The 26,891-nt window shown below is 63.9% G+C and carries 24 protein-coding genes; 20 read left to right on the top strand and 4 right to left on the bottom strand.

Annotated elements, in window-relative coordinates; translation table 11 throughout:
• Positions 1 to 84: 84 nt before the first annotated feature.
• The gene (locus tag AC1TQG_RS06095) at positions 85 to 1,557 is read right to left on the bottom strand and encodes an MFS transporter (protein ID WP_482136035.1); all 1,473 of its coding nucleotides are present in this window, start codon (positions 1,555 to 1,557) and stop codon (positions 85 to 87) included.
• A 411-nt stretch (positions 1,558 to 1,968) separates the two neighbouring features.
• Here AC1TQG_RS06095 and dnaK point away from each other — a divergent pair, with 411 nt between their 5' ends.
• The 5 genes from dnaK (at position 1,969) to AC1TQG_RS06070 (ending at position 7,495) form a co-directional block, all read left to right on the top strand.
• On the top strand, positions 1,969 to 3,816 hold the full coding sequence (gene dnaK, locus AC1TQG_RS06090) for a molecular chaperone DnaK (protein ID WP_482136034.1): 1,848 nt from the start codon (positions 1,969 to 1,971) through the stop codon (positions 3,814 to 3,816).
• Complete coding sequence (gene grpE / locus AC1TQG_RS06085; RefSeq protein WP_482136033.1) at positions 3,813 to 4,430, top strand: nucleotide exchange factor GrpE; 618 nt, start codon at positions 3,813 to 3,815, stop codon at positions 4,428 to 4,430. The genes dnaK and grpE overlap by 4 nt, the downstream gene beginning before the upstream one ends.
• 107 nt (positions 4,431 to 4,537) lie before the next feature.
• The gene (gene dnaJ / locus AC1TQG_RS06080) at positions 4,538 to 5,734 is read left to right on the top strand and encodes a molecular chaperone DnaJ (protein ID WP_482136032.1); all 1,197 of its coding nucleotides are present in this window, start codon (positions 4,538 to 4,540) and stop codon (positions 5,732 to 5,734) included.
• 80 nt (positions 5,735 to 5,814) lie between these two features.
• On the top strand, positions 5,815 to 6,174 hold the full coding sequence (locus tag AC1TQG_RS06075) for a heat shock protein transcriptional repressor HspR (RefSeq protein WP_482137271.1): 360 nt from the start codon (positions 5,815 to 5,817) through the stop codon (positions 6,172 to 6,174).
• Between the two features lie 79 nt (positions 6,175 to 6,253).
• Positions 6,254 to 7,495: a DUF7159 family protein gene (locus tag AC1TQG_RS06070; protein ID WP_482136031.1), complete on the top strand. Its 1,242-nt coding sequence runs from the start codon at positions 6,254 to 6,256 to the stop codon at positions 7,493 to 7,495.
• 39 nt (positions 7,496 to 7,534) lie between these two features.
• Here the strand turns inward: AC1TQG_RS06070 and AC1TQG_RS06065 are convergent, their stop codons facing one another.
• Positions 7,535 to 8,689, bottom strand: a complete 1,155-nt coding sequence (locus AC1TQG_RS06065; RefSeq protein ID WP_482136030.1) for an FAD-binding oxidoreductase — start codon at positions 8,687 to 8,689, stop codon at positions 7,535 to 7,537.
• Positions 8,690 to 8,870: 181 nt separating this feature from the next.
• Here AC1TQG_RS06065 and AC1TQG_RS06060 point away from each other — a divergent pair, with 181 nt between their 5' ends.
• Entirely contained in the window at positions 8,871 to 10,067 is a 1,197-nt protein-coding gene (locus AC1TQG_RS06060) for an amidohydrolase family protein (protein ID WP_482136029.1), read from the top strand.
• 1 nt (position 10,068) lies between these two features.
• Here the strand turns inward: AC1TQG_RS06060 and AC1TQG_RS06055 are convergent, their stop codons facing one another.
• Entirely contained in the window at positions 10,069 to 11,790 is a 1,722-nt protein-coding gene (locus AC1TQG_RS06055) for an NAD(P)/FAD-dependent oxidoreductase (RefSeq protein WP_482136028.1), read from the bottom strand.
• Positions 11,791 to 11,912: 122 nt separating this feature from the next.
• Here AC1TQG_RS06055 and AC1TQG_RS06050 point away from each other — a divergent pair, with 122 nt between their 5' ends.
• From AC1TQG_RS06050 to AC1TQG_RS06010, 9 genes are all read left to right on the top strand, one after another.
• The gene (locus AC1TQG_RS06050) at positions 11,913 to 13,334 is read left to right on the top strand and encodes an LLM class flavin-dependent oxidoreductase (RefSeq protein WP_482136027.1); all 1,422 of its coding nucleotides are present in this window, start codon (positions 11,913 to 11,915) and stop codon (positions 13,332 to 13,334) included.
• 40 nt (positions 13,335 to 13,374) lie between these two features.
• A complete protein-coding gene (locus AC1TQG_RS06045; RefSeq protein WP_482136026.1) occupies positions 13,375 to 14,133 on the top strand; it encodes an SDR family oxidoreductase in 759 nt (252 codons plus the stop codon).
• A 153-nt stretch (positions 14,134 to 14,286) separates the two neighbouring features.
• Complete coding sequence (locus AC1TQG_RS06040) at positions 14,287 to 14,676, top strand: SHOCT domain-containing protein (protein WP_482136025.1); 390 nt, start codon at positions 14,287 to 14,289, stop codon at positions 14,674 to 14,676.
• Between the two features lie 312 nt (positions 14,677 to 14,988).
• On the top strand, positions 14,989 to 16,080 hold the full coding sequence (locus AC1TQG_RS06035; protein WP_482136024.1) for an NAD(P)H-binding protein: 1,092 nt from the start codon (positions 14,989 to 14,991) through the stop codon (positions 16,078 to 16,080).
• Positions 16,065 to 16,781 carry a CPBP family intramembrane glutamic endopeptidase gene (locus AC1TQG_RS06030; RefSeq protein WP_482136023.1) on the top strand — a complete coding sequence of 239 codons (717 nt, stop codon included), beginning with the start codon at positions 16,065 to 16,067 and terminating at the stop codon, positions 16,779 to 16,781. Before AC1TQG_RS06035 ends, AC1TQG_RS06030 begins: the two co-directional genes overlap by 16 nt.
• A gap of 49 nt (positions 16,782 to 16,830) precedes the next feature.
• Positions 16,831 to 17,259, top strand: a complete 429-nt coding sequence (locus AC1TQG_RS06025; protein WP_482136022.1) for a type II toxin-antitoxin system Rv0910 family toxin — start codon at positions 16,831 to 16,833, stop codon at positions 17,257 to 17,259.
• A gap of 225 nt (positions 17,260 to 17,484) precedes the next feature.
• A complete protein-coding gene (locus AC1TQG_RS06020; RefSeq protein WP_482136021.1) occupies positions 17,485 to 17,790 on the top strand; it encodes a GlsB/YeaQ/YmgE family stress response membrane protein in 306 nt (101 codons plus the stop codon).
• 8 nt (positions 17,791 to 17,798) lie between these two features.
• Entirely contained in the window at positions 17,799 to 19,760 is a 1,962-nt protein-coding gene (locus tag AC1TQG_RS06015; protein WP_482137270.1) for a gamma-glutamyltransferase family protein, read from the top strand.
• A 12-nt stretch (positions 19,761 to 19,772) separates the two neighbouring features.
• On the top strand, positions 19,773 to 20,723 hold the full coding sequence (locus tag AC1TQG_RS06010; RefSeq protein WP_482136020.1) for an aldo/keto reductase: 951 nt from the start codon (positions 19,773 to 19,775) through the stop codon (positions 20,721 to 20,723).
• A gap of 34 nt (positions 20,724 to 20,757) precedes the next feature.
• On the opposite strand, the gene AC1TQG_RS06005 is transcribed toward AC1TQG_RS06010, so the two are convergent.
• Entirely contained in the window at positions 20,758 to 21,561 is an 804-nt protein-coding gene (locus AC1TQG_RS06005) for a FadR/GntR family transcriptional regulator (RefSeq protein WP_482136019.1), read from the bottom strand.
• 94 nt (positions 21,562 to 21,655) lie between these two features.
• Between AC1TQG_RS06005 and AC1TQG_RS06000 the strand changes: the two genes are divergently transcribed.
• The 5 genes from AC1TQG_RS06000 to AC1TQG_RS05980 are packed head-to-tail and all read left to right on the top strand — an operon-like array spanning position 21,656 to position 26,889.
• Positions 21,656 to 22,804, top strand: a complete 1,149-nt coding sequence (locus AC1TQG_RS06000; protein ID WP_482136018.1) for an acyl-CoA dehydrogenase family protein — start codon at positions 21,656 to 21,658, stop codon at positions 22,802 to 22,804.
• On the top strand, positions 22,801 to 23,772 hold the full coding sequence (locus AC1TQG_RS05995) for an acyl-CoA dehydrogenase family protein (protein ID WP_482136017.1): 972 nt from the start codon (positions 22,801 to 22,803) through the stop codon (positions 23,770 to 23,772). Before AC1TQG_RS06000 ends, AC1TQG_RS05995 begins: the two co-directional genes overlap by 4 nt.
• Positions 23,773 to 23,804: 32 nt before the next feature.
• On the top strand, positions 23,805 to 24,584 hold the full coding sequence (locus tag AC1TQG_RS05990; protein ID WP_482137269.1) for an enoyl-CoA hydratase/isomerase family protein: 780 nt from the start codon (positions 23,805 to 23,807) through the stop codon (positions 24,582 to 24,584).
• On the top strand, positions 24,584 to 25,798 hold the full coding sequence (locus AC1TQG_RS05985; RefSeq protein WP_482136016.1) for an acyl-CoA dehydrogenase family protein: 1,215 nt from the start codon (positions 24,584 to 24,586) through the stop codon (positions 25,796 to 25,798). Before AC1TQG_RS05990 ends, AC1TQG_RS05985 begins: the two co-directional genes overlap by 1 nt.
• Positions 25,798 to 26,889 carry an acyl-CoA dehydrogenase family protein gene (locus AC1TQG_RS05980; RefSeq protein ID WP_482136015.1) on the top strand — a complete coding sequence of 364 codons (1,092 nt, stop codon included), beginning with the start codon at positions 25,798 to 25,800 and terminating at the stop codon, positions 26,887 to 26,889. Before AC1TQG_RS05985 ends, AC1TQG_RS05980 begins: the two co-directional genes overlap by 1 nt.
• The last annotated feature ends 2 nt before the right edge of the window (positions 26,890 to 26,891 follow it).

The raw sequence follows: 26,891 nt of genomic DNA, 5'->3' as shown, positions 1-26,891 counted from the left end.
CTTGATTGTTCTCGTGACCCGATGACGCCCGAAGGCGCTGCAGCTGCAGCGCCTTCGGGGGATCGGATTGCTATCCGGTGATGCTCACTTGGACGATGTGAGTGCAGCCTCGTGATCGGCCGCGGCATCGGAAACCTCTGCGGCGCTCGGTGCCCGGAACTTGGGCAGGAACGCGGTGATGATCAACGCTGCGATCGCCGAGCCGGCAGCCAGTGCCATGACGATCCGGAATCCGTCCTCGGAGGGCAAGGACGCGGAGCCGAGTGTCATCGTCATGTTGGCGATGATGACGCCGGCGATGGCGCTGGCGAACGAGGTGCCGAGTGAACGCATCAGGGTGTTGAAGCTGTTCGCCGCACCGGTCTCGGTGGGCGGAACCGCTGCCATGATGAGAGCGGGCATCGCGCCGTAGGCCATACCGGTTCCGGCGCCGATGATCAGGGCGATCACGATGAGCTGCCAGATCGAGTGCATCGCAACAACACCCATGCCGTATCCGAGTGCCACGATCACGGCACCGATCATCAGCGTGATCTTGGGGCCGACGGCGTTGGTGATCTTCGATCCGATCGGCGAGATCAGCATCATGATGATGCCGGACGGTGCCATCACCAGACCCGAGACGAGCATCGATCCACCGAGTCCGAAGCCGGTGGCCTCGGGTAGCTGAACGATCTGAGGGAAGACCATCGTCTGGGCGAACATGGCGAACCCGAAAACGATAGACGCGGCGTTGGTGAGTAGGACCTGCCGGCGAGCGGACACCCGAAGGTCGACAAGCGGTTTGGCGGTGCGGAGTTCCCACCAACCCCAGACGAGGAATGCGATGAGCGAAATGACAAGCAGGGTAATCGTCTTGCTGTTGCTCCAGCCCCAGTCGGAACCCTTCGAGATGGGCAGCAGCAGCGCAATCAAGGCAATGGCGAGGGTTATCGCACCGGCGAAGTCGAACTTGCCGCCGGTGCGTACCGGAGATTCGGGGACCATGCGGACGACCAGTGCGGCTGCGACCAGGCCAAGAACTGCGGAGACCCAGAAGAGCATATGCCAGTCGGCGTACTCGGCGATGATCGCGGCGATCGGAAGTCCCAGTGCGCCACCAACACCCAGCGAAGCGCCCATCATGGCAACTGCGCCGGCAAGCTTCGCAGGCGGCAGGATGTCGCGCATCACGCTGATACCCAGCGGGATGAGGCCCGCGGCCAGGCCCTGCAGGCCACGGCCGACGATCATCGGGATGACGCTCGAAGAGAGTGCGGCGACGACGGAACCGACGACGAGCAGCGCGATGCTGATCAGCATCATGCGCCGCTTGCCGAACATGTCACCGAGGCGGCCCATTGTCGGAACTGCCACGGCAGCGGCCAGCAGGGTGGCCGTGACGGCCCACGCGGTGTCGGACGCCGGTGCGTTCAGGTATTCGGGCAGATGCGGGATGATCGGGATGACCAGCGTCTGCATCAGAGAGGCCACGATGCCGGCGAATGCCAGCACTGCCACGATCGGCCCGGTTGGTGGGGTCTTCGCCAATGACGGCGAATTGGTGGGTGTGGACATCAAAGGCTCTCCATAGGCTTACGAACAGTTTGTGCAGATTTAAGTCACACGATTTAGTTAGCGTAGGGCAACCATGTGGCATCCGCAAACCCCGGCGCGCTATTCGTGACAGACCTCACCCGTATCCGATTCGGGTGATCGGAAGCACTCGGTGATCGGGCGTGATCATCCGAGGGAGCGTCACACTTGAGTCGACAAAGCTCAACTTTTTTGCGAGGTTGGGAACACATTCGCGATGCCTGCGGTTACAAACCACGTGAGACTTGAGCGTCTCCGACTCAACCGGACTTGACTGAGACGTCGAGACTCGGTAGAAGTTGAGTCGATCGCGCTGAGGTTTCAGTTACAACCACAAACGTGAACGTCCGTGCGCCGCGCTGCTGCGGATGCACTGCTTATAGGAGGCAAGAAATGGCTCGTGCTGTAGGAATCGACCTGGGCACCACCAACTCGGTGGTGTCAGTGCTCGAAGGTGGAGAAGCCACCGTCGTCGCCAACGCCGAAGGCGCCCGCACCACCCCGTCGGTGGTCGCATTCGCGCGTAACGGCGAGGTCCTGGTCGGACAGCCGGCCAAGAACCAGGCTGTGACCAACGTCGACCGCACCATTCGTTCCGTCAAGCGCCACATGGGCGAAGACTGGACCACTGCGATCGACGACAAGAAGTACACCCCGCAGGAGATCAGCGCCCGCACGCTGATGAAGCTCAAGCGAGACGCAGAGGCCTACCTCGGCGACGAAGTTGTCGACGCCGTGATCACCGTGCCCGCGTACTTCAACGACGCCCAGCGTCAGGCGACCAAAGAAGCCGGCCAGATCGCCGGCCTCAACGTCCTGCGTATCGTCAACGAGCCCACCGCGGCTGCGTTGGCGTACGGCCTCGACAAGGGTGAAAAAGAACAGACCATCCTCGTGTTCGACCTCGGTGGCGGCACCTTCGACGTGTCCCTCCTGGAGATCGGCGACGGCGTTGTCGAGGTCCGTGCGACCTCCGGCGACAACCACCTCGGTGGCGACGACTGGGATCAGCGTGTCGTCGACTGGCTGGTCGACAAGTTCAAGGCCCAGAACGGCATTGACCTGACCAAGGACAAGATGGCCCTGCAGCGTCTGCGTGAGGCTGCCGAGAAGGCGAAGATCGAACTGTCCTCGGGACAGAGCACCTCGATCAACCTGCCCTACATCACCGTCGACGCGGACAAGAACCCGCTCTTCCTCGACGAACAGCTCACCCGTAGCGAGTTCCAGAAGATCACCGGCGATCTGCTCGAGCGCACCCGTGCGCCGTTCCAGGCCGTGATCAAGGACGCCGGCGTTTCGGTTGCCGACATCGATCACGTTGTGCTCGTTGGTGGTTCGACCCGTATGCCGGCCGTGACCGAACTGGTCAAGGAGCTCACCGGTGGACGCGAGCCCAACAAGGGCGTGAACCCCGATGAGGTCGTGGCCGTCGGTGCCGCACTGCAGGCCGGTGTGCTGCGCGGTGAGGTCAAGGACGTGCTGCTGCTCGACGTGACCCCGCTGAGCCTCGGCATCGAGACCAAAGGTGGCGTCATGCACAAGCTCATCGAGCGCAACACCACCATCCCGACCAAGCGGTCGGAGACCTACACAACGGCCGAAGACAACCAGCCTTCGGTGCAGATCCAGGTCTATCAGGGTGAGCGCGAGATCGCTGCGCACAACAAGCTCCTCGGATCGTTCGAGCTCGCCGGTATCGCTCCTGCCCCGCAGGGTGTCCCGCAGATCGAGGTGACCTTCGACATCGACGCCAACGGCATCGTGCACGTCACCGCGAAGGACAAGGGCACCGGCAAAGAGAACACCATCCGTATCCAGGACGGCTCGGGCCTGAGCAAGGACGAGATCGACCGCATGATCAAGGATGCCGAAGCTCACGCAGACGAGGATCGTCAGCGTCGTGAAGAGGCCGAGACCCGCAACCAGGCCGAGTCGCTGGTGAACCAGACCGAGAAGTTCCTCAAGGACTCCGACGACAAGGTTCCCGCCGATCTCAAGACCAAGGTCGAGGGCTCGATCGAAGGTGTTCGCGAAGCGCTCAAGGGCAGCGACCTCGGCGCCATCAAGTCGGCCGTCGAGAAGCTGACCACCGAGTCGCAGGAGCTCGGTCAGGCCATCTACGCCAACGCCGCTGCCGAAGAGGGTGCACCGACGCCCGGCGGCGCCGATGACGTCGTCGACGCAGAGGTTGTCGACGAGGGTGTCGACGGCTCTGAAAACGCCGGAGACAACAAGTGACCCGTCCCGAATCCGAACCGGTGACCGTGACCGACAAGCGGCGTATCGACCCCGAAACGGGTGAGGTGCGCCCCGGCGAGAACACGGACGCTCCGGAGACAGAAGGGGCGCAACCGGATTCGGTGGACACAGTGGATGCCGCAATCGATGAGGTCGCTGCTGACGCGGCGGGCTCGGACAAGGAGGCTGAATTGCTGGCCGACTTGCAGCGCGTTCATGCGGAGTACGCCAACTACCGCAAGCGTGCCGAACGGGAGAAGGTCTCGGCTCAGCAGTACGGCAAGGGTGACCTGATCAGGTCGCTGTTGCCGGTGCTGGACGACCTGGACCGGGCGCGGGCACATGGTGATCTCGAAGCCGGACCTCTGCGTGCAGTGGCCGATAAGATCACCGAAACGCTCAGTTCCGCCGGCCTCGCGGCCTTCGGAGCCGAGGGCGACGAGTTCGACCCCGCATTGCACGAGGCCGTGCAAAACGAGGGCGAGGGCGCTCGCCCGGTGATCGGGACCGTGTATCGCCAGGGCTTCCGCCTCGGTGATCGCGTCCTGCGCACGGCGATGGTTGTTGTTGTCGACGGGCCGGCGCCCGCAGACACGACGCCGCCACAGGATTAGGAGCTGACCGGCCCAGGCACTTCGAGTGCCTGGGCCGGCATCTTCGGCACACAATGAATACAACGCAAACGAAAACAGCGAAGATCTACAGAAGGAGGTGACGCCTGGTGGCCCCACAACGTGAGTGGCTGGAACAGGACTTCTACAAAGCGCTGGGCGTCGCGCCCGGTGCGTCCGCCGACGAGATCAAGAAGGCCTATCGGAAGCTGGCCCGGGAATTGCATCCCGACGCCAACCCGAACGACGCCGCGGCAGAGGAGCGATTCAAGCTCGTCTCCGAGGCGCACAGCGTCTTGTCCGATCCGGCAAAACGCAAAGACTATGACGAGACCCGGCGCATGTTCGCCGGAGCACGTGGACGTGGCACCCGAGCCGGCGGCGGGGGATACCCCAGTGGTTACGGCGGACAGTCCGGTGGCCAGGAATTCAACATCAACGACCTGTTCGGTGACGGATCGGGCGGAGGATCCGACGCGAACCTCGGCGACCTGTTCGGCGGGTTGTTCAACCGCGGCAGTGGTGGCGGATCGCGGGGGACACAGACCCGGAGCCGGCGCGGCAACGACCTGGAAACCGAGACCACGCTCAGCTTCAAAGAAGCTGCGTTGGGTACCTCGACCACCCTCACGATCACCAGTTCTGCGCCGTGCACCAGCTGTCATGGCAGCGGTGCCAAGCCGGGCACCAGCCCGCGGGTCTGCCCGACCTGTAACGGCGCCGGTGTGGTCAGTCGTAACCAGGGCGCATTCGGATTCAGCGAGCCCTGCACCGATTGCCGTGGCACCGGTTCGCGGATCGACGATCCGTGCCCCGATTGCGAAGGCAACGGCGCAACCATCCGGACCCGTCCGATCACCGTGCGGATCCCGCCGGGTGTTTCGAACGGTGGCCGCATTCGACTGGCAGGTCAGGGCGAAGCCGGTCTCCGTGGCGCCCCGTCCGGTGACCTCTATGTCACCGTCAACGTGGCACCCGACCGCACCTTCACCCGTAGCGGCGACGACATCAAGGTGACGTTGCCGGTCAGCTTCTCGGAGTTGGTACTCGGCGCCACGGTGTCGGTGCCGACGCTCGAGGGCAGTGTTGGGTTGAAGATCCCGCCGAACACCGTGGACGGACGGACCCTCCGGGTTCGCGGACGCGGTGTGGCCAAGCGGACCGGTGGTGCCGGTGACCTGTTGGTGACCGTCAAGGTAGCCGTCCCGCCGACGTTGGACGACGCCGCGATCGAGGCGTTGAACAAGTACGCCGCCGCAGAGAAAGCCAGCGGGTTCGACCCGCGTGCAAACTGGGGTAAGTCATGACCGAGCCGCCGCCGGATGATCGAGACAGAGAAACCCGAGACCGGGAAGCCCGAGACCGGGAAGCGACGGAATCGGCACGGATGTTCGTGATCTCGGTGGCGGCCGAGCTCGCCGGGATGCACGCCCAGACGCTGCGGACCTATGACCGTCTCGGACTGGTCACCCCGGAGCGGGCGGCAGGCGGCGGTCGCCGCTATTCCAGCCGCGACGTCGAACTCTTGCGTGAGGTGCAGCGCCTGTCGCAGGACGACGGTGTGAACCTCGCCGGGATCAAACGGGTCATCGAACTGACCAATCAGGTGGATGCGCTCCAGAGCCGCGTGCGCGAACTCGAAGCCGAGCTCGCGCAACGTTCGCCGCGCAGAGGTGACCTCGTCCCTGTCCCTCGCACCAACGCTCTCGTAGTGTGGAAACCGCGACGAGAACGCGGCAATCGATAACCCGCCGGAGTGTGGATCAGTTCCACCGGGCTTCGCGTCCACAGGTAACACGAGCAATCAGTAAGGCGATATATAAGCCATGAGCCAGGTAGTCGGGATATCTGTCACCGACCTGGAGATCGCGTCGGTCGTGGCCGACGCGAGCACCGGCGAGGTGCTGGCCCGCAACTTCCTGGAGCTGCAGCGTTCGGCCCCCGACGACGTCTTCGACGCGATCTACCAGCTTGTGCAATCCGCGCCGATCATGCCGGGGGCGATCACGATTGCCTGTGCCGACAGCGCGACCACCCTTGCCATCGGTGACATCATCGACTCCGGTCGGCTTCCCGCACATCTGATGCCGCCGCAAAGCGCTGCCGGGGCTGCATCATCGAATACCGCATCATCGACACCGGACTGGTTTGCCCGGACGACGGTGGTGGGGTCTCCGGTGGCCTACGCGGAGATCGCGGCAGTGATATTCGGCGCTCGCGGTCTGGTGCTCGTCGCCGACCTCGACCGCTCCGGTGCACTGTTCCCCGGACAGTCCGTTGCGCTTGTCGACACCAACACCCGCGTGGTGGTCGGGGCCAGCGAGATCTCCGGTATCGGGGCGCGTCCACCGGTCACCGAACCCGATGGAGCACAGCTCGTCGGCGATGCGGTGGGGGTCATCCCCTACGCATCCGGTGCGTTGCAGGGCATTGTGGTACTCGGTCCCGGTGCAGCGATTCCCGGTGTCGCGCCATCCCTTGAATACGCATTGCAACTGCCGGTGCAGGTCACCGATGACGGGCAGTACGCAACTGCCTACGGCGCCGCGATGGTCGGAGCTGCCGCGACCGGCGGGAGCGACAACAACCGTTGGGTGCTGTTGTCGGCCGCGGCTGCGGCCGCTCTGTTGGTGGCGATCGGCGTGATCACCGCAGTGGTGATGACCGGCAATTCCGGGGAACCCACCACCGCCGTCGAAGACCATCCGACCTCTGCAGAGTCGACGACCACGACAACGAGTACGACCACGACCACCACGAAGAAATCCACACCTGCGACGACGACTTCCTCGCCCACACCCGTGCCCGAGACCACAACGCAGGCTCCGCCGGTGATCGAGGAACCGACCACTGTCACCGTGGTCCCACCACCGACGACGATCACGCAGACCCCGCCGTCGCCGTCGCCGTCGCCCCCGCCGCCGAGCGAGACGACACCGCCGCCCAGCGAGTCGCCCTCGTCGCCGAGCGAGACGACACCGTCGACAAGCGTGCCAGGAGAAGATGGGGCCCTGCTACCGCCGCTCCCGCAACTCCCGCAACTACTACCACCGCTGGTCCCGCAGTAGCGGATCGGTCTGGTTCAGCCCAGATCGGCCTGCGGTCGTTCAGTACGGGTCGTGCTGGATGCGGCTGGCCGGGATTCCGGCGATCAGGAATCGTCGACGGGTGTTGACGAGCATCTCGGGGGATCCGGCCATCAGGACTTGGTGTGAGGTCCAGTCTTTGCCGTACGCGAGGACCGCATCCGACAGCTGTCCCTGGATGCGTTCGAACGTGATCCGCCCGGAATGTTCGCTCGACGTGCTCCACCAGGGGTCGTCGGTGTCCTCGACCACCGTGGTGACCTTGAGCCATGGGTTCATGGCGGCGATCTGCCACAGCCGCGACAAGTCATATAGGTCGGCGGGGTACCGCGAACCGTAGAACAGGTGCACCGCAGGCGGGGCGACGAGACGGGACAGATCGATGATGATCGCGCGCAACGGTGCCAGCCCTGTTCCGCCCGCGACCATCAGCACGTCGTTACCGGTGGGGTCGACATGGAGGGTGCCGTGACTCTGCGCCAGATTCCAGACGTCACCGACCTGGGTTTCGGTGACGACCGAGTTGCTGACGGTTCCGCCGGGGATCGCGCGGACATGGAACTCGAGTTCGCCGTCGGGATTCGGAGGGATCGACGGTGACAGGTGCCGCCAGATCCGCGGCCACTGGGGGATCTGTACTTCGAGGTACTGCCCGGCCGCATATCGAAGCGGCTCGCCGGTCCGTAGCCGGACCACTGCGAGATCTCTTGACAGTCGATATTTTTCGGCAACGGTGGCAGGCCAGGTCGCCGGACCCTTTGCAGAATGCGCGGCCCCACGCATGACGCCTGTCGTCAGCATCAACGCCTGAGAGACGACGTTTGTTGCCTCCTCGTCCCAGGCCTCACCCATGACCGATGCGATCTCGCGCATCAGCGCGACGAAGAACTCGTTGTAGTTCTCTTCTGTGACACCGTATTTCCGGTGATCGCGACCGAGCTGGCCGAGAAACTCCAGCAGCAGTGCGTGGTTCTCCCGGTCGGGGACCGCTTCAAAGACATAATCGATTACCCGGAACAGGGTTTCTCGCTGCCGTGCCATATTCGCCGGAAAGAGTTCACGGAGCGCTGGATTTGTTGCGAATAGTCGGTTGTAGAAGTTGGCGGTGAATTTTTCCGGATCCCGAGCCAGCACATCGCGCACCTGCAACAGCACGTGCCGCGTATGGGTACCCACGCTCAGCCCCGGCCTCTCCGTTGATTTGCCTACAATTGCCAGGTGAGAGGCATGCTCGATGGTTGCGCACCGCGCAGTTCATCGAGCGAATCTGGTCGGCCTCGCCACCCTGGCCACAGTTTATTGTGTTTTGCTCCCACTTACGATCAAGTGATGGCAGTCAGCTGGGTACAGTCTTCTTATGGCAAAGGAGCGCGCCAGTAATTATGTGCGCGACAGGGCGCTCGCCGGTCCTACCGAATGGTCCGGGGTTCAGGCGCGGGTAGCGGCCGCCGGTGATTCGGGCCTACTGGGGCGGGTTGTTCCCAGCATCATCGACACACACGTCCATCATTGGGATCCGTTGCATTCTCCGTGGGAGTCCACGCGGCGAGCCCGGCTCTCTCGGGCCGCCCCGGTGCTCGGCAAGGCCATCTTCCGGTATGCGGTGGCGCAGGGCGATCGTGAACTCGTCCTCGATCCCCGGATCGTGGCGCGGCCGTACCTTCCGAAGCACTATTACTCCGACTTCCGAGGTGCGGAACCGACGGCGGGTGTCCCGGTCGAATCAGTGGTGTACATGCAGACCGATTGGGTCTTCGATGAACCCTTCGGTTCAACCGATGAAACACGTTGGGTGGCAAACCTTCCGTTCGGAATAGACGGCGCCCCCGAACTCGCTGCGATCGTCGCCAGAGGCGATCCGCGCCATTCGACGTTCGGGCAGCTCATCGATCGGCATCTCGATATCAGCGACAAGGTTCGCGGTATTCGTTGTGTGTCGGCCTGGCACCCCGACCCCAAGGTTCGCAGCTGGGTCGAAGCCGAGGGCGTGTTGATGGACCCGGAATTCCTGGCCGGATTCGCCGCGGTTGCAGAGCACAAACTGGTATTCGAGGCTTGGGTGTATTCGCATCAGCTCCGAGACGTGCGGGCCTTGGCGCGCGAGTTCCCGGACACCACCATCGTCCTCAACCATCTCGGGACCCCGGTCGGGCTGTTCGGTCCGATGGGGCAGACAACCGGCAGTACCGCCGCGCAGCGGCACGAGCTGTTGCGGGCCTGGCGCGAGGACATCTCGGCTTTGGCGAGTTGCCGCAATGTGGTTGCGAAGCTGTCGGGTATCGCGTTCCCGTTGCTGGGCTACGGCCATCAGCGTTCCGGGAACATCGGCACCCAGCAGACGCTGACCAACATGACCGGCCCGCTGATCGAACACGCGGTGACGGCGTTCGGGCCGGACAGGTTGATGTTCGGGTCCAACTACCCGGGCGACAAACCGAACGCGACGCTGCAGATGATCGTCGGGAGCCAGCTGGAAGTCCTGGAACCCTACGGCGGCAATCTGCTCCGGAAGGTATTTCGCGACAACGCCCGGCGCGTGTACAAGTTGGGCTGATCTAGTGCGCCGGTGGCAGGTTCTCCAGTCGGAGTTGCTGTAGTCGGTCGTGGACCAGCGGAACCGCGGAGGCCCCTTCGCCGCTCGCTGCCGCCACGCGCTTCATCGATCCGCTCCGGACGTCGCCGACGGCGAAGATCCCCGGCACCGTGGTCTCCAGGAACGCCGGTGGCAGGCCACCCCGCCAGTACTCCTTGGGAATGAACCGCCCGGTCATGAGAAAGCCGCGCTCGTCACGCTTGACCTGTGGTGGGATCCAGTCGCACGTCGGTGCCGCTCCGAGGAGCAGGAACAGGCCCGACGCGGTGATGCGCTGCGATGAGCCGTTCTGGTTGTCGCACAGCTCCAGCCATTCCAGATGGCCTTCGCCGCCGCCGTCGGTGACCTCGGTGTGTCCGCGCACCGTGATGCAGGGACTGGCCTCGATCTCCCGGATCAGATAGTCCGACATCGTTTCTGTCAGCGATTCACGGCGGATCGCGATCGTCACCGACCGGGCGAACCGCGACAGGTGCATCGCTGCCTGTCCGGCAGAGTTGCCGCCGCCGACCACCACGACGTCGCGGCCGGTCATCTCGCGGGCCGCGCTGGTGGCAGCGCCGTAGTAGACACCCGATCCGACGAGGTCTTCGCAGCCGCGGACACCGAATCGGCGATAGGCGACACCGGTGGCGATGACGATCGTGCGCGCGCAGATCCGCGCCTCGTCGACCATCACGTGGTGATGGTCGAACCGCGAATCGATCTCGACCTCGGTGACGCCGCGACCGCAGAAGAACTGCGCCCCGAATCGGCCGGCCTGAATCCTGGCCCGTTGTGCCAGCCGCATACCGGAGATCCCGCGCGGGAAGCCGAGATAGTTGCGGATCATCGAACTGGTTCCGGCCTGCCCGCCGATTGCACCGGTCTCGATGACCGTGGTGGACAGACCTTCGGATGCGCCGTAGACGGCGGCGGCCAGGCCCGCGGGACCGGCGCCGATCACGAGCAGGTCGGCGACCGTGCCTTCGGGGATGTTGTCGGGGGTGCCGTAGATGCTGGCGGCGACGTCGCTGACCGTCGGCCGAGACAGTGGTGGTTTTCCGGGGTGATGCAGGATCGGCAGTTCGGAGTCGCCCGTCACCGACTGGAGGATCTCCCGACCGGCGGGGGACTCGGGGTCGTGGATCTGGACGGGCATGCCCATCCGGTCGAGGAAGTCGCGGATCTCGGCCAGTTCGGGCGACGGACCGTCGGCGACGATCTGCAGGAACGCGACCTCGGGTGCGGCGACCGACCAGCCCCAGTCCGACAGGTACTCGACGATGGCCGCGTGGAACTCTTCGTCGCGCTGGCCGCGGGGGATACCGAGGTAGGTGTCGTAGCGTCCTTCGGCGACACCGGCTCGTAACTCGTCATACGAGGTCCCGAACCGTATGGCCGGGATGAGGGCGACCCTCCTCGCGCTGGGTACGACGAACCGCAGCTTCTGGAGCAGGTCAGAGCCCTGCCATGCACCGAGCTGTTCGAGCTCGACAAGGATCAACGCCACTGGGACATCTTGTTCCACAAGGCTTTTGACGATGTGGAGGCAGGCATCGCCGCTATCGGCGTATTTCACGGTGTAGTCGCGGCCGTAGCGGCTGCGGATCTCGTCGATGACGGTGTTGCGCGATTGTTCGGTGGTTGCCAGCACAATCGCAGGCGTCAGACGGTCATTGGGATCGGGCGCGGGCGAGGTCACCTCGTCAAATCTAGCGCGGTGTTCAGCTCAGCGTGGGCCTAAGTGTTTCCGGCGCCGATCCGACGGGGAGAAAATCGAGCCGGCCGACATCGGCCGTGTACGAGTTGAGAGGTCGGTTACTGATGTCCCGCAAGATCAGGTTCAACGCGTTCGACATGAATTGCGTCGCTCATCAATCGCCCGGCCTGTGGCGGCATCCGCAGGACCGGTCGTGGGATTACAACACCCTCGATTACTGGGTCGACCTGGCGAAAGTCCTGGAGGCCGGTGGTTTTGACGGCCTCTTCATCGCCGATGTCCTCGGCACCTATGACGTCTACGCCGGCACCGATGAGGCGGCGATTCGTCAGGGCGCTCAGATCCCGGTCGCCGATCCGCTGCTCCTGGTTTCGGCGATGGCCCACGCCACCGAGCATCTCGGTTTCGGGATCACCGCGGGCACCGGGTTCGAGCACCCGTACCCGTTTGCGCGTCGGCTCTCGACCCTCGACCACCTGACCCGCGGCCGGATCGGCTGGAATGTGGTCACCGGTTACCTGCCGTCGGCGGCCCGGAACATGGGCGAGGTCGATCAGCTCGAGCACGACGCCCGCTATGACCATGCCGACGAATACCTCGAAGTGCTCTACAAGTTGTGGGAGGGCTCTTGGGAGCGTGATGCGGTGCGTCGCGACAAAGACCATGGTGTGTTCGCCGATCCGGCGAAAGTTCACCACATCGGCCATCGCGGTGAGCATTTCAGCGTGCCGGGCATCCATCTGTCGGAGCCGTCGCCGCAGGGTTCGCCGGTGATCTATCAGGCCGGGGCGTCACCGCGCGGAGTGCGGTTCGCCGCCCAGAACGCCGAAGCCGTCTTTGTCGGCGCGCCCACCAAAGAGCTTCTGCGCACACTGGTTACGAGTATCCGTCAGGAGCTGGTCGCCGCCGGACGCGATGCCTACGACGCCCGCATCTACACGCTGCTGACCATCATCACCGACGAGACCGAGGAAGCCGCGCAGGCGAAGGCGGAGGAATATCAGCGCTACGCCAGCGCCGAGGGCGCCTTGGTGTTCATGTCGGGCTGGATGGGAATCGACCTGTCGGAGTACGACCTCGACGAGCCGATCGGCAATGTCCACAGCAATGCGATCCAGTCGGCCGTGGCCGCTTTCAGTCAGGCCTCCGGCGACCTCAAGGAGTGGACGGTGCGGGACATCGCGGCCTGGGGCGGCATCGGCGGTATGGGCCCCGTGCTGGTCGGGTCGGGTGAGAGTGTCGCCGCGCAATTGCTCGAGTGGGCGGAATTCACCGACGTCGACGGTTTCAACCTCGCATATGCGGTGACCCCGGGTACGTTCACCGATGTCATCGACCATGTGGTCCCGGCTCTCGAGGCCCGCGGTGCGTATGACCGCGAGTATGTGCCGGGTACGTTGCGGCACAAGCTCTTCGGCAAGGGCGATCTGTTGCCCGACCACCACCGCGCCGCCACCTACCGGGTGGGTGGGGTCAATTCCACCATCGACGACTCGGTGCGTGAAGGGGTTGGTGCGCAAGGCTGATTCCCGCACTTTGTGGGGGCAGGCTTGATATCAACAGAGCATGACTACCGATCTGTTCGACGTCAGCGGAAAAACTGCCCTGGTCACCGGAGGTACCAGCGGGATCGGAGCGATGATCGCCCATGGTCTCCACGAGCGTGGGGTCCGGGTGATCATCGCAGGCCGCAAGCCCGACGCGCTCGAGAAAGCTTCCGACGCAGGGTTGATCGCAATCGGCGCCGACCTGTCGACACCCGAGGGTTGCACAAAGCTCGCGCAAGATGTGCTGGGTCAGGTCGATTCGCTGGATATCCTGGTCAACAACGCCGGAGCGACCTGGGGTGCCCCGGTGGATGAGTTCCCGGCGTCCGCCTTCGACAAGGTCCTCGGACTGAATGTCCGTGCGCCCTTTCTCTTGACGCAGGCTTTGTTGCCTGCGCTCGATCGGGCCGCCACGCCGCCGGACCCTTCGAGGGTTGTCATGATCGGAAGCATCGACGGGATCCGGGTGCCGCAGACCCCGTCGTATTCGTACTCGGCGGCCAAGGCTGCGGTCCACCAGCTCACCCGTCATCTGGCGAGCCATCTGAGTTCCCGGAACATCACCGTAAACGCCATCGCGCCAGGACCTTTCGAATCCCGCATGATGCGGGCGATGTTGGATGAGCGACGAGACGAGATCGAGTCGGGTACTCCACTGGGCCGCATCGGCCGTCCTGACGACATGGTCGGCGCCGTCGTCTACCTGACGAGCCGAGCGGGCGCCTATCTCACCGGTGCGGTGATTCCCGTTGATGGTGGTATATCCACCACGCGTTGACCGATTTGTTGCACAGCGTTCGCCATTTGATTAGCCAAGCTTTGAATAGGGCACAAATCCGCTCGCGTTATAACCTGGATTTCGATCGCTGACGTGCGATGATTCATTGGTCGCCGATAGCCGGCGATCTGCCGAGCAAGGAGCACGCGGGCTATGTGGGATTCATTCTGGGACTTCATCTGGTACACGTTGGTGATTTTCGCCTTCATTGCGTATTTGATGATTCTTTTCAACGTTTTGATAGATCTGTTTCGTGACCACAAGACGTCCGGTTGGGTCAAGGCGGTTTGGATTCTCTTCCTGGTCCTGTTGCCGTACATAACCCTCTTCGTCTACCTCATCGCGCGTGGTCGCGGAATGTCTGAGCGGGCTCGCGATGCCCAGCTCCAGGCACAGAAGCAGGCAGAGACCTACATCAAGCAGGCGGCCGGAACCGCAGGGCCGGCAGATCAGATCGCGTCCGCGAAGGCGCTACTGGATGCAGGCACGATCACCGAAGATGAGTTCCAGCACCTGAAGGCAAAGGCACTCGCGGCGGCGTAACCTACCCGCACCAACCACCTCGGGTCCAGGCACCGAACGCTCAGCGCGTTCGGTGCCTGGAGTGTTTGTGTGACCGCTGCGCAGCGCCCGCAAAGCGGCGTCAACCACCTACCGGATGGATCGGGGGCTGGCGAAGTTGGCCTGGGAGCTGCGTTACCGCATCGGGTGGCGTCGGTGGCGCCGGTTCGGGACCTGACGGATCCTTCGAGTTCTGCGTTCGGTGGGTTCGGATGCTAAGCATGAGGGCACATCCGCTCCAGTACAGGGGCCCCGCCATCGAAAGACCGCGCAGATCCAACGGACGGCCATGACATGCGAATACTAGTACTGGGAGCAACGGGCTACATCGGTGCCCGACTGGTCACGGCGCTGCTCGCGGCCGGGCACGAGGTGGTGGCAGCGTCGCGGAATCTGAACAGGCTGAAGCAGTTCGGGTGGTTCGACGATGTCCGCACCGTACAACTGGACGCAATGGATCCCGAATCGGTGCGCGCCGGACTGAAGGCGGCAGGTCCGATCGACGTCGTCTACTACCTGGTTCACGGGATCGGACAGAAGAACTTCCGCAGAGACGACGAGTCGGCAGCACAGAATGTGGCTGCGGCGGCGCGTGATCATCAGGTGGGACGCATCGTTTATCTCGGCGGATTCGTACCTCACGGCGACGAACTTTCGGAGCACCTGGAGAGCCGGGCCGAAGTAGGTCGCGCGCTCGACATCGAGGGCGGCCCCGAATTGGTCTGGCTGCGGGCCGCGGTGGTGATCGGTGCCGGTTCGACGTCGTTCGAGATGGTGCGCTACATGTCCGATCGGCTTGCCGTGATCCCGCTTCCGTCGTGGGTCGACAACCCGATGGATCCCATCTCGGTACGCGACGCCGTCCATTACCTCGCAGCCTCTGCGTTTGAAACGGTGCCGCCGGGGTATTACGACATCGCCGGCGCCGAGAACTCATCGTATAGTTCACTGCTGTTCGCATACCTGCGTGCGACCGGGTTGCCGCGGGTGGGAGTGGTGATGCCAGGCGTCGATGTCCGGCTTGCCGGTTTCTTCGGGGGTCTTCTGGTTCCGGTGCCCAGTGGCCTCGCGTCGGATCTGGTGCGCTCACTGGATCATCCGATGAAAGCCTCGGAGCACACGATTCGCGACCATGTCCCCGATCCGGCAGGAGGACTGTTGACCATCCGAGAAGCGGTGCGTCGGTCGGTCGAAAGCCCGATGCCGCGGCCGGTGGACGAACTGGCAGACATCCATCACCTCGCCGACACCGACCCCTCCTGGGCAGGTGGGGATCTGATGCGGGTGAAAAGGGCTGTGCGCGACCGTGTTGTCGCACCGGTCCGGACGGTGGTGGGGGCAGTGGCAGGCACCACCGGCCTCGACAAGTTGTGGCACGCGTTGTGATCGCATTGCCCGAGAAGCTCGAGTTCCTGGTCGGCACAGTCCAAGACGATTCCGTCGAACCTCCGGAGTCGCGGCGGGCCATGCTGTGGCGTCGAATCGTCGTTGCCGTCGTCCTGATCGTCGGCAGCGTGTTCCTGGGTATTTCACTGTCGATCAAACCGGGCGACTCAGCTTTCTATCCCATGACATTTGCGCTCGCCGCGGTGTGGATCGTGGGCGCGCTGTTGTCGGGCCGCTTACGGCTCGGTGCGTACCCGCCACCGCGTGGTGGTCCGGTGCGTGCGGCCGGGATCGGGGCTGCGGCCGGTCTCGTTCTCGGTGCGATCTTTGTGGTTGGTGGTCTCCTGACGAGGGAGATCCCACCGCTGCGCGACTACATCGCCGACGTTCTCGATCATGCCGACAGCGGTGGTATCGCGCTGGTGCTCGCGACCGCGATCGTCAACGGCATCGCCGAGGAGATGTTCTTCCGGGGTGCTGTCTACTCCGCGCTCAAAGGTTATGCACCGGTGATCTTCTCGACGGTCATCTACGTGATCGCAACGCTTGCCAGCGGCAATCCGATGCTGGGTTTCGCGGCGATTCTGCTGGGGCTGGTCTGTGCCCTCGAACGTCGGGCAACGGCCGGCGTCCTGGCGCCGATCTTCACCCATGTTTTGTGGACCATTGTGATGGTTCTGGTTCTGCCACAGCTGTTTTGATACCGGTTCCCGGCGCCCGGGACGACAACGATGATGGAGAGGTCCTTTTATGGCTGGTGTGGATGTTTCGGTGCGGTCCGATCTGAACCCGGATGCCGCGTGGGCGATGGCTTCGGACCTGAGTCGGTTCGACGAGTGGATGACGATCTTTGCGGGATGGAAGAGCCCGGTGCCGGAAGAGGTCGAGCTGGGAACGAAGGTGTCGTCCCTGATAAAGGTCAAAGGTTTCCGGAACACGATCCATTGGACGGTTACGCGGTTTGAGAAACCTCAACTCCTCGAACTCTCCGGGCGTGGACGTGGTGGTGTTCACATCGACATCGAGCTGAAGGTGACTCCTGACGGTGACGGCTCTGTCTTCGACCTGGGCGCATCGATCAGCGGTGGCGTGATGAACGGCCCGATCGGCAACCTTGTTGCCAAGGTCATCGATTCCGACGTTCGCAATTCGGTGGCAAACCTGGTGGCGCTGCGCTGAAGTCGCACGTGAACCCGGTGTCGGTGGTGTTGACGCGGGATGTGTTCAGGCTGGAGATCCGACCGGATCTGCCAGTCGTGGGACGGATGACGAACGCGTAGACCAGACTGGAAGCACTGTTCGCCGGCCCGAGGTTTACGATTCTCGGTCAGCGGGCAGTCCTCTTGGGAGGGATGGTCGCCCGCGGTGGGCAACCAGAAGCCTCTCACCGAAGTAGGGAGAATCGTGAGTACCACGTATCAAGCAGTCGAGGTCTTGGCCGAGCGGTCGACCACCACCACATCAGTCGGAATCATCGGCTACATCATCATCGGCGGTCTCGCCGGCTGGATCGCCAGCAAGTTCATGGGCACCGACAAGGATATGGGCATCCTGCTGAACATCGTTGTCGGTGTGATCGGCGCCTTCCTCGGTGGCTTCCTCCTGAGTTTCGCCTTTGACACTGCAAGCGGTGGATGGTTCTTCACATTCCTCACGGCGCTACTCGGTTCGGTGATCCTGTTGTGGATCGTGAAGTTGGTCAGAAGGTAGAACCGCTGGTGGTACGGGTCCGTCGGGTCGCCGGCGTCACGGCGGCGGTGGTCGCACTTTCGCTGACGGTGTCCTGTTCGACGCCGTCGAACGAAAACGCACAGTCCGCTGACGTCTGCGCCATCCCGACGGACTCGGCAACCACTTCGGTTGCCGCTGCCGCATCGCCGGCCCCGGGTGCCACAGCGGCGCAGGATATTTCGACAAATCCCGAGGTTGCCACCGGCTATCGCAGCGATATGGTCGCGGTGCACACGAACTCGTTCGCCGCGGCCACCGCGAATCCGTTGGCCACCGAGGCCGCCTGCGAGGTGTTGGCCGACGGGGGAAGCGCGGGTGACGCACTGGTCGCCGCCCAGATGATGCTCGGTCTGGTGGAGCCGCAGAGCTCGGGTATCGGAGGCGGCGCTTTCGCGTTGTATTACGACGCGAAAGACGGATCGGTACAGGCCTACGACGGTCGTGAGGTGGCGCCGGCCGCCGCCACGGAGAACTACCTTCGCTGGGTTGACGATGCCAACCGGACCCAACCGGTGCCGAATACGCGTGCGAGTGGCCGATCCATCGGCGTGCCGGGCGTGTTGCGACTCCTCGAAGACGTCCACGATGAGCACGGAAGCGCGGACTGGCAGAGCCTGTTCGGATCTGCGACGCGATTGGCCGACAGTGGATTCGAGATCAGTCCCCGGATGGCGGCAGCCATCGCTGCATCGACCACAGAACTGGCCGCCGATCCGGCCGCCCGTGAGTACTTCTTGAATCCCGACGGTACCGCCAAGCCTGCCGGGACCGTGTTGACGAATCCCGCATACTCGAAAACTCTGGGCGCTATCGCGTCAGAGGGCGCAGACGCGTTCTACACCGGTCCCATCGCGGAATCCGTTGTTGCGAAGGCGGGCTCGACCGAGAACGGGATGACACCGTCACTGATCACACTCGAGGACCTTGCGAACTACGACGCAAAGGTTCGTGAACCGATATGCGTCGGGTATCGCGATAACCAGGTGTGCGGAATGCCGAACCCGTCCTCGGGCGGTCTGGCCGTGGCTTCCACGCTCGGCATTCTCTCGAACTTTCCCCTCGACCAGTACGGTCCGACCGCAGTCGACGCCAATGGTGGCGAGCCCTCTGTTACGGGGGTTCATTTGATCGCCGAGGCTGAGCGTCTGGCCTATGCCGATCGCGACAAGTACATCGCCGACTCAGATTTTGTGCCGCTACCGGGTGGGAACTCAGATGCGCTGCTCGACCCCGCGTACCTCAAAGACCGTGCTTCGCTGATAGATCCGGAACGATCCATGGGTACCGCTACCGCAGGTGCATTCGACACCGGTGAACCCATGGGCTGGTATGCCGGAGTCGAGCACGGCACCAGTCATGTCTCCGTTGTCGACAAGGATGGCAACGCGGCGTCGATGACGACCACGGTCGAGTCGGCGTTCGGGTCATTCCACATGGTCGATGGCTTCATCTTGAACAATCAGCTCACCGACTTCTCGGCGGAACCTGCTGACGGGCAGGGCCTTCCGCTGGCAAATCGGGTGGAACCGAACAAGCGACCGCGTAGTTCGATGGCGCCGACGCTCGTCTTCGCTGGGCCGCAGGACGATCAACGTGGTCAGCTCGAGATGGTACTCGGATCACCAGGGGGCTCGGTGATCATCCAGTTCGTCGTGAAAACACTGGTGGGACTCATCGATTGGGGACTGGATCCCCAGCAGGCCGTGTCAATGGTCGACTTCGGTGCCGCGAACACCCCGAAAACCAATGTCGGCGGCGAGCATCCGGGTATCGACACGGCAGACGATGGTGCCGCAGATCCTCTGATCCTTGGCCTTCGGCAGCTGGGACATCAAGTGGACGTCGCTGATCAGTCCAGCGGCCTGAGCGCGCTGGTACGGACTGATCAGGGTTGGTCTGGCGGAGTCGACCCGCGTCGCGAGGGTATCGTCCTGGGCGACCCCCAATGACCTGGAGATGCCATGACTCGGATCGGACGCTCTGACCTCGACGTATTCCCGCTCAATCTCGGCGGCAACACCTTTGGCTGGACCAGTGACGCGGACACGTCGTTCGCAGTGCTCGACGAGTTCGTCTCCGCGGGTGGGAACTTCATCGACACCTCGGACAGCTACATGGCCTCGATTCCGGGCAACTCGGGCGGCGAGTCGGAAACGATCCTCGGGCAGTGGTTCACCACACGTGGCAGGCGAGACGACATTGTCCTGGCCACCAAGGTGAGTCGGCATCCGGAATTTCTGGGATTGGCACCGGACAATATCGCCAAGGCAGCAGAGGCATCCCTGCGCCGCCTGCAGACCGACCACATCGACCTCTACTACGCGCACTACGACGATCCCAGTGTGCCGCTGGAGGAGACGCTGGGCGCGTTCGATGCGCTGGTTCGAGCAGGCAAGGTTCGACATCTCGGCATTTCGAACTATTCGCCCGAGCGCATCTCGGAGTGGTTGTCGATCTGCGAAGCAAATGACTTTGCGAAACCGGTTGCCCTGCAACCGCACTACAGTCTGGTTGCCAGAGAGCCCTTCGAGTCGGAACTGCGCCCACTTGCCGAGCGGTTCGACCTGGGTGTGATGCCCTACTGGGCTCTCGCCAGTGGCTTTCTCACCGGCAAGTACCGGACGCAGTCCGACGTGGACGCCGCTGCGCGCAGCAAGATCGTCGACCGCTACTTCAACGCCGAAGGTCTGGCCGTGGTCAACGAGCTGGCGGTCATCGCGCAAGCTCGGGGCGTGGAGATCGCCAGTGTCGCCCTGGCGTGGACACGCCAACAGCCGACCGTGGTCGCGCCCATCGCCAGCGCGCGGGTCCCGGGGCAATTGGGCGCTCTGTTGGCATCGGTCGACCTGGAACTGACTGACACCGAACTACTTCAACTTGATGCTGTGTCGGCCAATGTGGGTCAGGGCTGAAAACTTCCCAGTATGAGCTGCCCCGTGGGGAAACTCAGATGCGGGACCGCCGGCTGGACTGGATGGTCTGGCGAGACATGGCTGCCGACGCGTTGACAACCCGATCGCCATAGCGCTCCAGCACCAGTGCCTGTGTTGCCGCGAGGTGGGCGCGGGCAAAGCGGGCGGCCTCGTCGGCCCGTCCGGCTGCGATCTCTTCCACGAGGCGGCGATGGGCGTGGACCGCACCTTCGGCCTCGATCTGGGAGGGGTATTCGCCGTGCCGGGTGCGGGCTTCCGCCCAGGCTTCTTCCTGCGCCGACCACAGTGCGACGTAGCTGCCCACGGCGTAACGGATGGTCGCGTTGGGGGTGAACGCCACGACCAGGTCGTGGAAGTCGCGGGCGGAGTTGGTGAAGTCGACGCCGCTGGTGATGTGTTCGACGGATTCGTCGATGGCCTTGGTCAGGGCCGGGACCACAACCTCGAGGCGGTCTTCGCGCTTGGCGCATTCCGCGGCGCACATGGGTTCGAGCATCTGTAGCCCGTCGGCGAGGTCTTTGAGGGTGACGCGGCCGGCCTGCAGCGAAAGCCCGAGGTGGTAGGCAGCCGAGGTCTCATCGGGGCGGTGGACGTCCGCGCCGCCGACGTTGCCGCGGCGGACGGTGACCAGGCCTTCGGTCTCCAGGATGCGCAAGGCCTCGCGGATCGAGGGGTAGCTGACACCGAAATCCTTGACCAGTTGTTCCTGGGTCGCGAGACGGTAGTTGTCGTCGGCGAGGATGTTGTCCCGCAGCTCGTCGGCAACGGTTTCGGCAATCCGACGCTGTGGAACGCGGCGGCTCTGGGCAGATGTCACGCTCGCCACCTTATATTCACTCGGCCAGCTTAATCTGACGAGACTTACCATTCAAGTATTCCAATCCTTATGAGGATTGAGTTACCGTGCTCGCATGGACTTCACGTTGGGTGAGGCGGCGAACGCGCTCCGCGACGACCTTCGCTGGCTGATCAAGGAAAATGTTCCGGCAGAGTTTCGGGGTGCGTTCACCGATGACCCGGACGATCTCGAAACCGCGCAGGCCTTCTGTCGCTTTCTGGCTGATCGTGACCTGCTGTGTATGGCCTGGCCCGAGGAGTTCGGCGGGCGGGGTGCCTCGGTCTGGGAGCAGACGGTGGTCCGCGAGGAGATGTGGGCACATCACGAACCGCGCGGTGCCCAATACATGGGCGTGAACTGGGTCGGGCCGACAATCATGCGCCACGGGACAACGCAGCAGCAGCAGCTGCATCTCCCGCCGATCGCGCGCGGCGAGGTGATCTGGTGTCAGGGGTTCAGCGAGCCGGGGTCCGGCTCTGACCTGGCCTCATTGCGCACCGCAGCGCGACGGGAGGGTGACGGGTGGAGCATTTCCGGACAGAAGATCTGGACCTCATACGCGACCATGGCCCAGTGGTGCTTCCTTCTCGCCCGCACCTCGTCGGGTGAGCGAAAGCAGCACGGTCTGACGGTCTTCCTGGTTCCGATGTCCGATCCGGCCATCGAAGTCCGGCCGATCCGCGCGATGCTGGGCCCCCATCACCTCAACGAGGTCTTCTTCAACGACCTCAAGGTCACGCAGGCCCACGTCCTCGGAACGGTGGACGAGGGATGGAAAGTCGTCCAGGAGGTACTCGCGTTCGAGCGGGTGGGCATCGCCAGGTACGCCCGATGCGAGCGGTTGCTGCAGGAAGCACCTACGGTGCTGGGCGATGCGTGGGATGACCTGCCTGCCGAACTCCACGCCCGCTGGGCCCGGATGTTGGTTCATTGTCGACGGGCCAGGCTGCTGGCGTATCGGGTGGTGTCGATGCAGAGCGAAGGGCGGGTACGCCCGGCCGACGCCGCGCTGTACCGGATCGCGGTGACCACACTCGACCAAACCAGCGCCAATGTGCTGACCGAGCTGGCCACATACGCGCCCCTGACGGGTGAAGAGGCAGAACGATTCCGGCTGGACGTGCAAGCGCACTGGAGTTACTCGCAGGCGGCGACGGTTGCGTCTGGCAGCATCGAGATGCAGCGAATCCTGCTTGCCCGCAACCTGCTGGCGGCATCATGAACATCGACTTGACCCCGGAAGCAACGGAATACGGCACTGCGGCGTTGCGCGCGTTCGAAGCCGCCGGTGGCGACCGGCTTCTCGAAGGAGCAGAGGTCGACCCGGCGGGTCGGGAACGACCCCTGGAATCGGTTTTCGCGGGCCTCGGTGCCTGGGAGCTCAATCCTCGCGGAGATGCCGATGAACTCGAGGCGGCGGCTGCGCTGTGTCGAAGTGCCGGCTATTGGGGTATCCCGTATCCGGTGGCAGAGCGTCTCGCCAGGCCGGTTGACCTCGATGTCGACGGATTGGTGGTGGTTGCCGATCATGGTCCGGCAGCTGCGATCGCCGACATCGAATTGCGATGGTCTGCAGTCGCATTGAGTGGTGTGCGCAGCTCCGTCACCGTGCTGCCTGCGATAGCGCCGCCGCGCACATCGGCTTTTGTTGCACCGCTGGCACTCACGTCGATCGACAAGAATGGCGAGAAGGATCTGGCGCTCGGGCTGGTGCTGCCCTGCTGGACGCTGTTGGGCATGCTCGACCGGGCTCTCGAACTCACCCGAGCGCACGTACTCATGCGTGAACAGTTCGGCCGACCGCTGGCCCAACTCCAAGGTGTCCAGTTCCAGCTCACCGATGCGGAGGTGGAGCGCAGTGGCGTGGAAGTCCTTGCCAAGTACGCGTTGTGGAGCATCGAGGCGCGGCAGGCCGAGGCCGTCGACGATGCACTGGCGCTGCGGTTGGCCGCAGTGGAGGCGGCAGACGTCGTGTTCCGCGTCGCTCATCAACTGCACGGGGCCACCGGCTTCTGCGACGAGACCACCCTCTCGTGGCTCTCGCGGTACAGCCTGCCGTTGCGACGACTACCGCTGGGTCTGTCCGCAACCGGCGCCGCCCTCACCTCTCGCGTGGGGCGCAAAGGCCTGACCGGCCTGTTCGGCAACACTCTTGCCACGGTGCCCGAGCCGGTGGCGATCATTCAATGAAAACCCGTTCAGTGAAAACCATTGGGGGACCGGTGAAGTACGATCTGCCCGACGAATTGACGGTGACCTGCGAAGGCCCGGTCCGGACGGTGACCATCAATCGTCCCGATGACCTGGGTGCGGTGAACAAGAATCTGCACTGGGCCCTGGCCAACGTCTGGCGGCAGATCGCTGCTGACCGCGACGCGGCCGTCGTGATTCTCACCGGTTCCGGCCGGGCGTTCAGCGCCGGTGGGGATCTCGCCTGGATCACCTCATTTCTCGACGACCCCGCCGGCCGCGATGAGAGCATCCGCGAAGGTGCCGAGATCATCGATGAGATGCTGCGTTTCCCGCTGCCGATCATCGCTGCCGTCAACGGTCCGGCCGTGGGCTTGGGATGCAGCATCGCGGTGTTGTGCGACATCGTCCTGATCTCGGAGAAGGCCTATCTCGCCGATCCTCACGTGGCGGTCGGCCTGACCGCCGGTGATGGGGGAGCGGCATTTTGGCCGCTGCTCACCCCGATCTTGAGGTCGAGGGAGTACCTGTACACCGGCGACCGGATCCCGGCGGCCACCGCGGTCGAACTCGGGCTCGCAACCCGTGCCTGTGCCCCCGACGAACTCGCCGATCAGGCAGGCGCCCTTGCGAAGCGCCTGGCCGCGCAACCCCGCGAGGCGCTGCAAAGCACAAAACGGATCGTGAACATGCACTTGAGCCAGGCTTTGGCCGGACCTCTGCAGGCCGGGTTCGCCGCTGAAGTCGTCACGATGCAGACCGAGGAACACCGCAATCGTCTTCTGGCACTCGTGGAACGGGCGCGCACCTGATGGCAGCAGAGCGCAGTGACTTTCGGAACGGGGACTTTCGAGCGACGGTCCGGGACTGGTGTGTGACACACATTCCGGCGGACTGGCGGGCGGCGCAGACCGGTGTCTCGGACGAGGTGTTCGTCCGCTTCCAGAAGCAATGGTTCGCCGAGCTGAACGAGGCCGGCTACGCCGTGCCGCACTGGCCGGCGCAGTGGGGCGGCGGCATGACCGTCGAGCAGCAGGTGGTGCTCTATCAGGAACTCGCCGCCCACGACGCACCACGACTGGTGTTGCCATTCGTCTCGATCCACCACGCGGCGTCGACGCTGCTGGCCGCGGGTACCGAGAAACAGCGCGAACGTCACCTCCCGGCGATCCTCGGCGGCGAGATCTGGTGTCAGGGATTCTCCGAACCCGGTGCGGGTTCAGATATGGCCGCGCTCAAGACATCCGCCCGCAGAGTTTCTGATGGCGTTGGGGGCGACAACTACATCGTCAACGGCCAGAAACTCTGGGCAAGTGGTGCGCTGCACTCGGATTGGTGTCTGCTGTTGGCCCGGACAGATCCGGATGCCCCCAAACGGCGCGGTATCTCGTACTTCTTGCTCGACATGCAGACACCCGGCGTCGAGGTCCGGCCCATCCGGCAGGCGACCGGCGAATCACACTTCTGCGAGATTTTCCTCAACGATGTGGTGATTCCGGCCGAGAACCTCGTCGGGCCGGAGAACGCCGGCTGGCAGGTCGCCCAGGAGACTCTCGGTGCCGAACGCGGAATGACGATGCTCGAATTGTCGGAGCGCCTGGCGCACGGCGGGTTTCGGTGGTTGGTGGAAGAGTGTTCCAGACCCAGACGAAACGGATGTGTGCCAGTGGATGATTCGCTGGTGGCGGATCGGCTGGCGATGCTGGAGACGAAGATCGAAGGACTGCGTCTACTCTGCTCGGACTTTGCAACGAATGATCACCCCGGGCCCGCGGATGCCTCGATCGTGAAGTTGTTCTACAGCGAGTTGCTGCAGGAGCTGACCGACTTCGGTGCCGAGGTCGCCGGGCTGTCGGCACAGACCCATCTGCGCAAACCGCTGTCAAGCGGATGGGAATCGGGTTCCTGGGTCCTGGATTTCATCGGATCGTGGGAATGGACCATCCCAGGCGGGACCAGCGAAATACAACGAAACATCATCGGCGAGCGAGGCCTCGGCCTGCCGCGAGAACCGGCAGGAGCCTGATGCCCACCGATAACCTTTCCGAACTGCACGGGGAACTGCGCGCGGTGGCACGCGATCTGCTTGCCAAAGCCGAGGTGGGTACGCCGGTCGACTGGCAGTTGGTTGCTGGTTCCGGGTGGCTGGGATTGGAGGCTGCCGAGGACTTCGACGGTGCCGACGCGACCTTCGCCGAGGTTGCCGTCGTGCTCCGAGAAACGGGCCGAGCGGTGACGACCGGCCCATACCCGGCCGTCGCAACGCTGAGCCTGGGACTGCTGGAGTTGCTGGCGCCGGCTCCTGAGCGCGACCAATTGCTGCGCGACACCGTATCTGGCGATGTGGTTCCGATCGTTGTGGTCGAAGGCGAGAACAACCTCGACGAGGTTGATCAGACCACGTTCCGGATCACCCGCAGCGAGGCCGGATGGCAGCTGAACGGTGAGGCCGACCTGGTCCTGGGCGCACCTCATGCCGACCGGCTTCTCATCCCGGCACTCGATCCGGATGAACCCGGTATGACCGTCATCGTGGCCCTCGATCGCAACACCGCCGGATTGACCATTGTCGATCAGCCGGTTGTCGATCTCACCCGCAGCTTCGGTCGTGTGACCGCAGCGGACGTGGTGGTGTCGGCGGACTCGGTGTGGCAGTTCGAATCCGAAGGCGCAGAGGCATTGCGTCATCTTCACGATCGCGCCGCGCTCGGTGTGGCCTGTGACAGCCTCGGGCTCAGCGAGGCAGCAATGGCGGCAACTGTCGAATATGTCGGGGTGCGAGAACAATTCGGCCGCAAGATCGGATCGTTCCAGGCCGTCAAACATGCCTGCGCAGACATGCTCGTTCAGGTGACGGTCGCACAGAAGCTCGTCGACGCGGCCGTACGTGCGCTCGCTGCCGACCAGCCGGGCGCCGCGGTGGCCGTCGCGATGGCCAAGTCGTTCACCGGCGGCATGGCCGTCGAGGTGGCGGGCAGTGCGATGCAGCTCCACGGCGGAATGGGTTACACGTGGGAAAGTGGCATCCACGTCTACCTCAAGCGGGCCATCCTGAATCGATCACTATTCGGTTCGCCCGCACAACATCGCGAGGCGCTCGCCGCCAGACTCCGATAGTG

The sequence above is a fragment of the Williamsia sp. Y844 genome, from assembly GCF_056786475.1.
Note: the sequence above shows the minus strand (reverse complement) of the source record. Positions and strands in the feature narration are given on the sequence as shown.

What these genes read in the sequence shown, in the direction of transcription:
- AC1TQG_RS06010 (WP_482136020.1), top strand. Translation starts at nt 19,773, where the DNA reads ATGACTCGGATCGGACGCTCTGACCTCGACGTATTCCCGCTCAATCTC.
- AC1TQG_RS06095 (WP_482136035.1), bottom strand. Translation starts at nt 1,557, where the DNA reads ATGTCCACACCCACCAATTCGCCGTCATTGGCGAAGACCCCACCAACC.
- AC1TQG_RS06000 (WP_482136018.1), top strand. Translation starts at nt 21,656, where the DNA reads ATGGACTTCACGTTGGGTGAGGCGGCGAACGCGCTCCGCGACGACCTT.
- AC1TQG_RS06050 (WP_482136027.1), top strand. Translation starts at nt 11,913, where the DNA reads ATGTCCCGCAAGATCAGGTTCAACGCGTTCGACATGAATTGCGTCGCT.
- AC1TQG_RS05985 (WP_482136016.1), top strand. Translation starts at nt 24,584, where the DNA reads ATGGCAGCAGAGCGCAGTGACTTTCGGAACGGGGACTTTCGAGCGACG.
- AC1TQG_RS06060 (WP_482136029.1), top strand. Translation starts at nt 8,871, where the DNA reads ATGGCAAAGGAGCGCGCCAGTAATTATGTGCGCGACAGGGCGCTCGCC.
- AC1TQG_RS05980 (WP_482136015.1), top strand. Translation starts at nt 25,798, where the DNA reads ATGCCCACCGATAACCTTTCCGAACTGCACGGGGAACTGCGCGCGGTG.
- AC1TQG_RS06075 (WP_482137271.1), top strand. Translation starts at nt 5,815, where the DNA reads ATGTTCGTGATCTCGGTGGCGGCCGAGCTCGCCGGGATGCACGCCCAG.
- AC1TQG_RS05995 (WP_482136017.1), top strand. Translation starts at nt 22,801, where the DNA reads ATGAACATCGACTTGACCCCGGAAGCAACGGAATACGGCACTGCGGCG.
- AC1TQG_RS06040 (WP_482136025.1), top strand. Translation starts at nt 14,287, where the DNA reads ATGTGGGATTCATTCTGGGACTTCATCTGGTACACGTTGGTGATTTTC.
- AC1TQG_RS06035 (WP_482136024.1), top strand. Translation starts at nt 14,989, where the DNA reads ATGCGAATACTAGTACTGGGAGCAACGGGCTACATCGGTGCCCGACTG.
- AC1TQG_RS06025 (WP_482136022.1), top strand. Translation starts at nt 16,831, where the DNA reads ATGGCTGGTGTGGATGTTTCGGTGCGGTCCGATCTGAACCCGGATGCC.
- AC1TQG_RS06070 (WP_482136031.1), top strand. Translation starts at nt 6,254, where the DNA reads ATGAGCCAGGTAGTCGGGATATCTGTCACCGACCTGGAGATCGCGTCG.
- AC1TQG_RS06045 (WP_482136026.1), top strand. Translation starts at nt 13,375, where the DNA reads ATGACTACCGATCTGTTCGACGTCAGCGGAAAAACTGCCCTGGTCACC.
- dnaK (WP_482136034.1), top strand. Translation starts at nt 1,969, where the DNA reads ATGGCTCGTGCTGTAGGAATCGACCTGGGCACCACCAACTCGGTGGTG.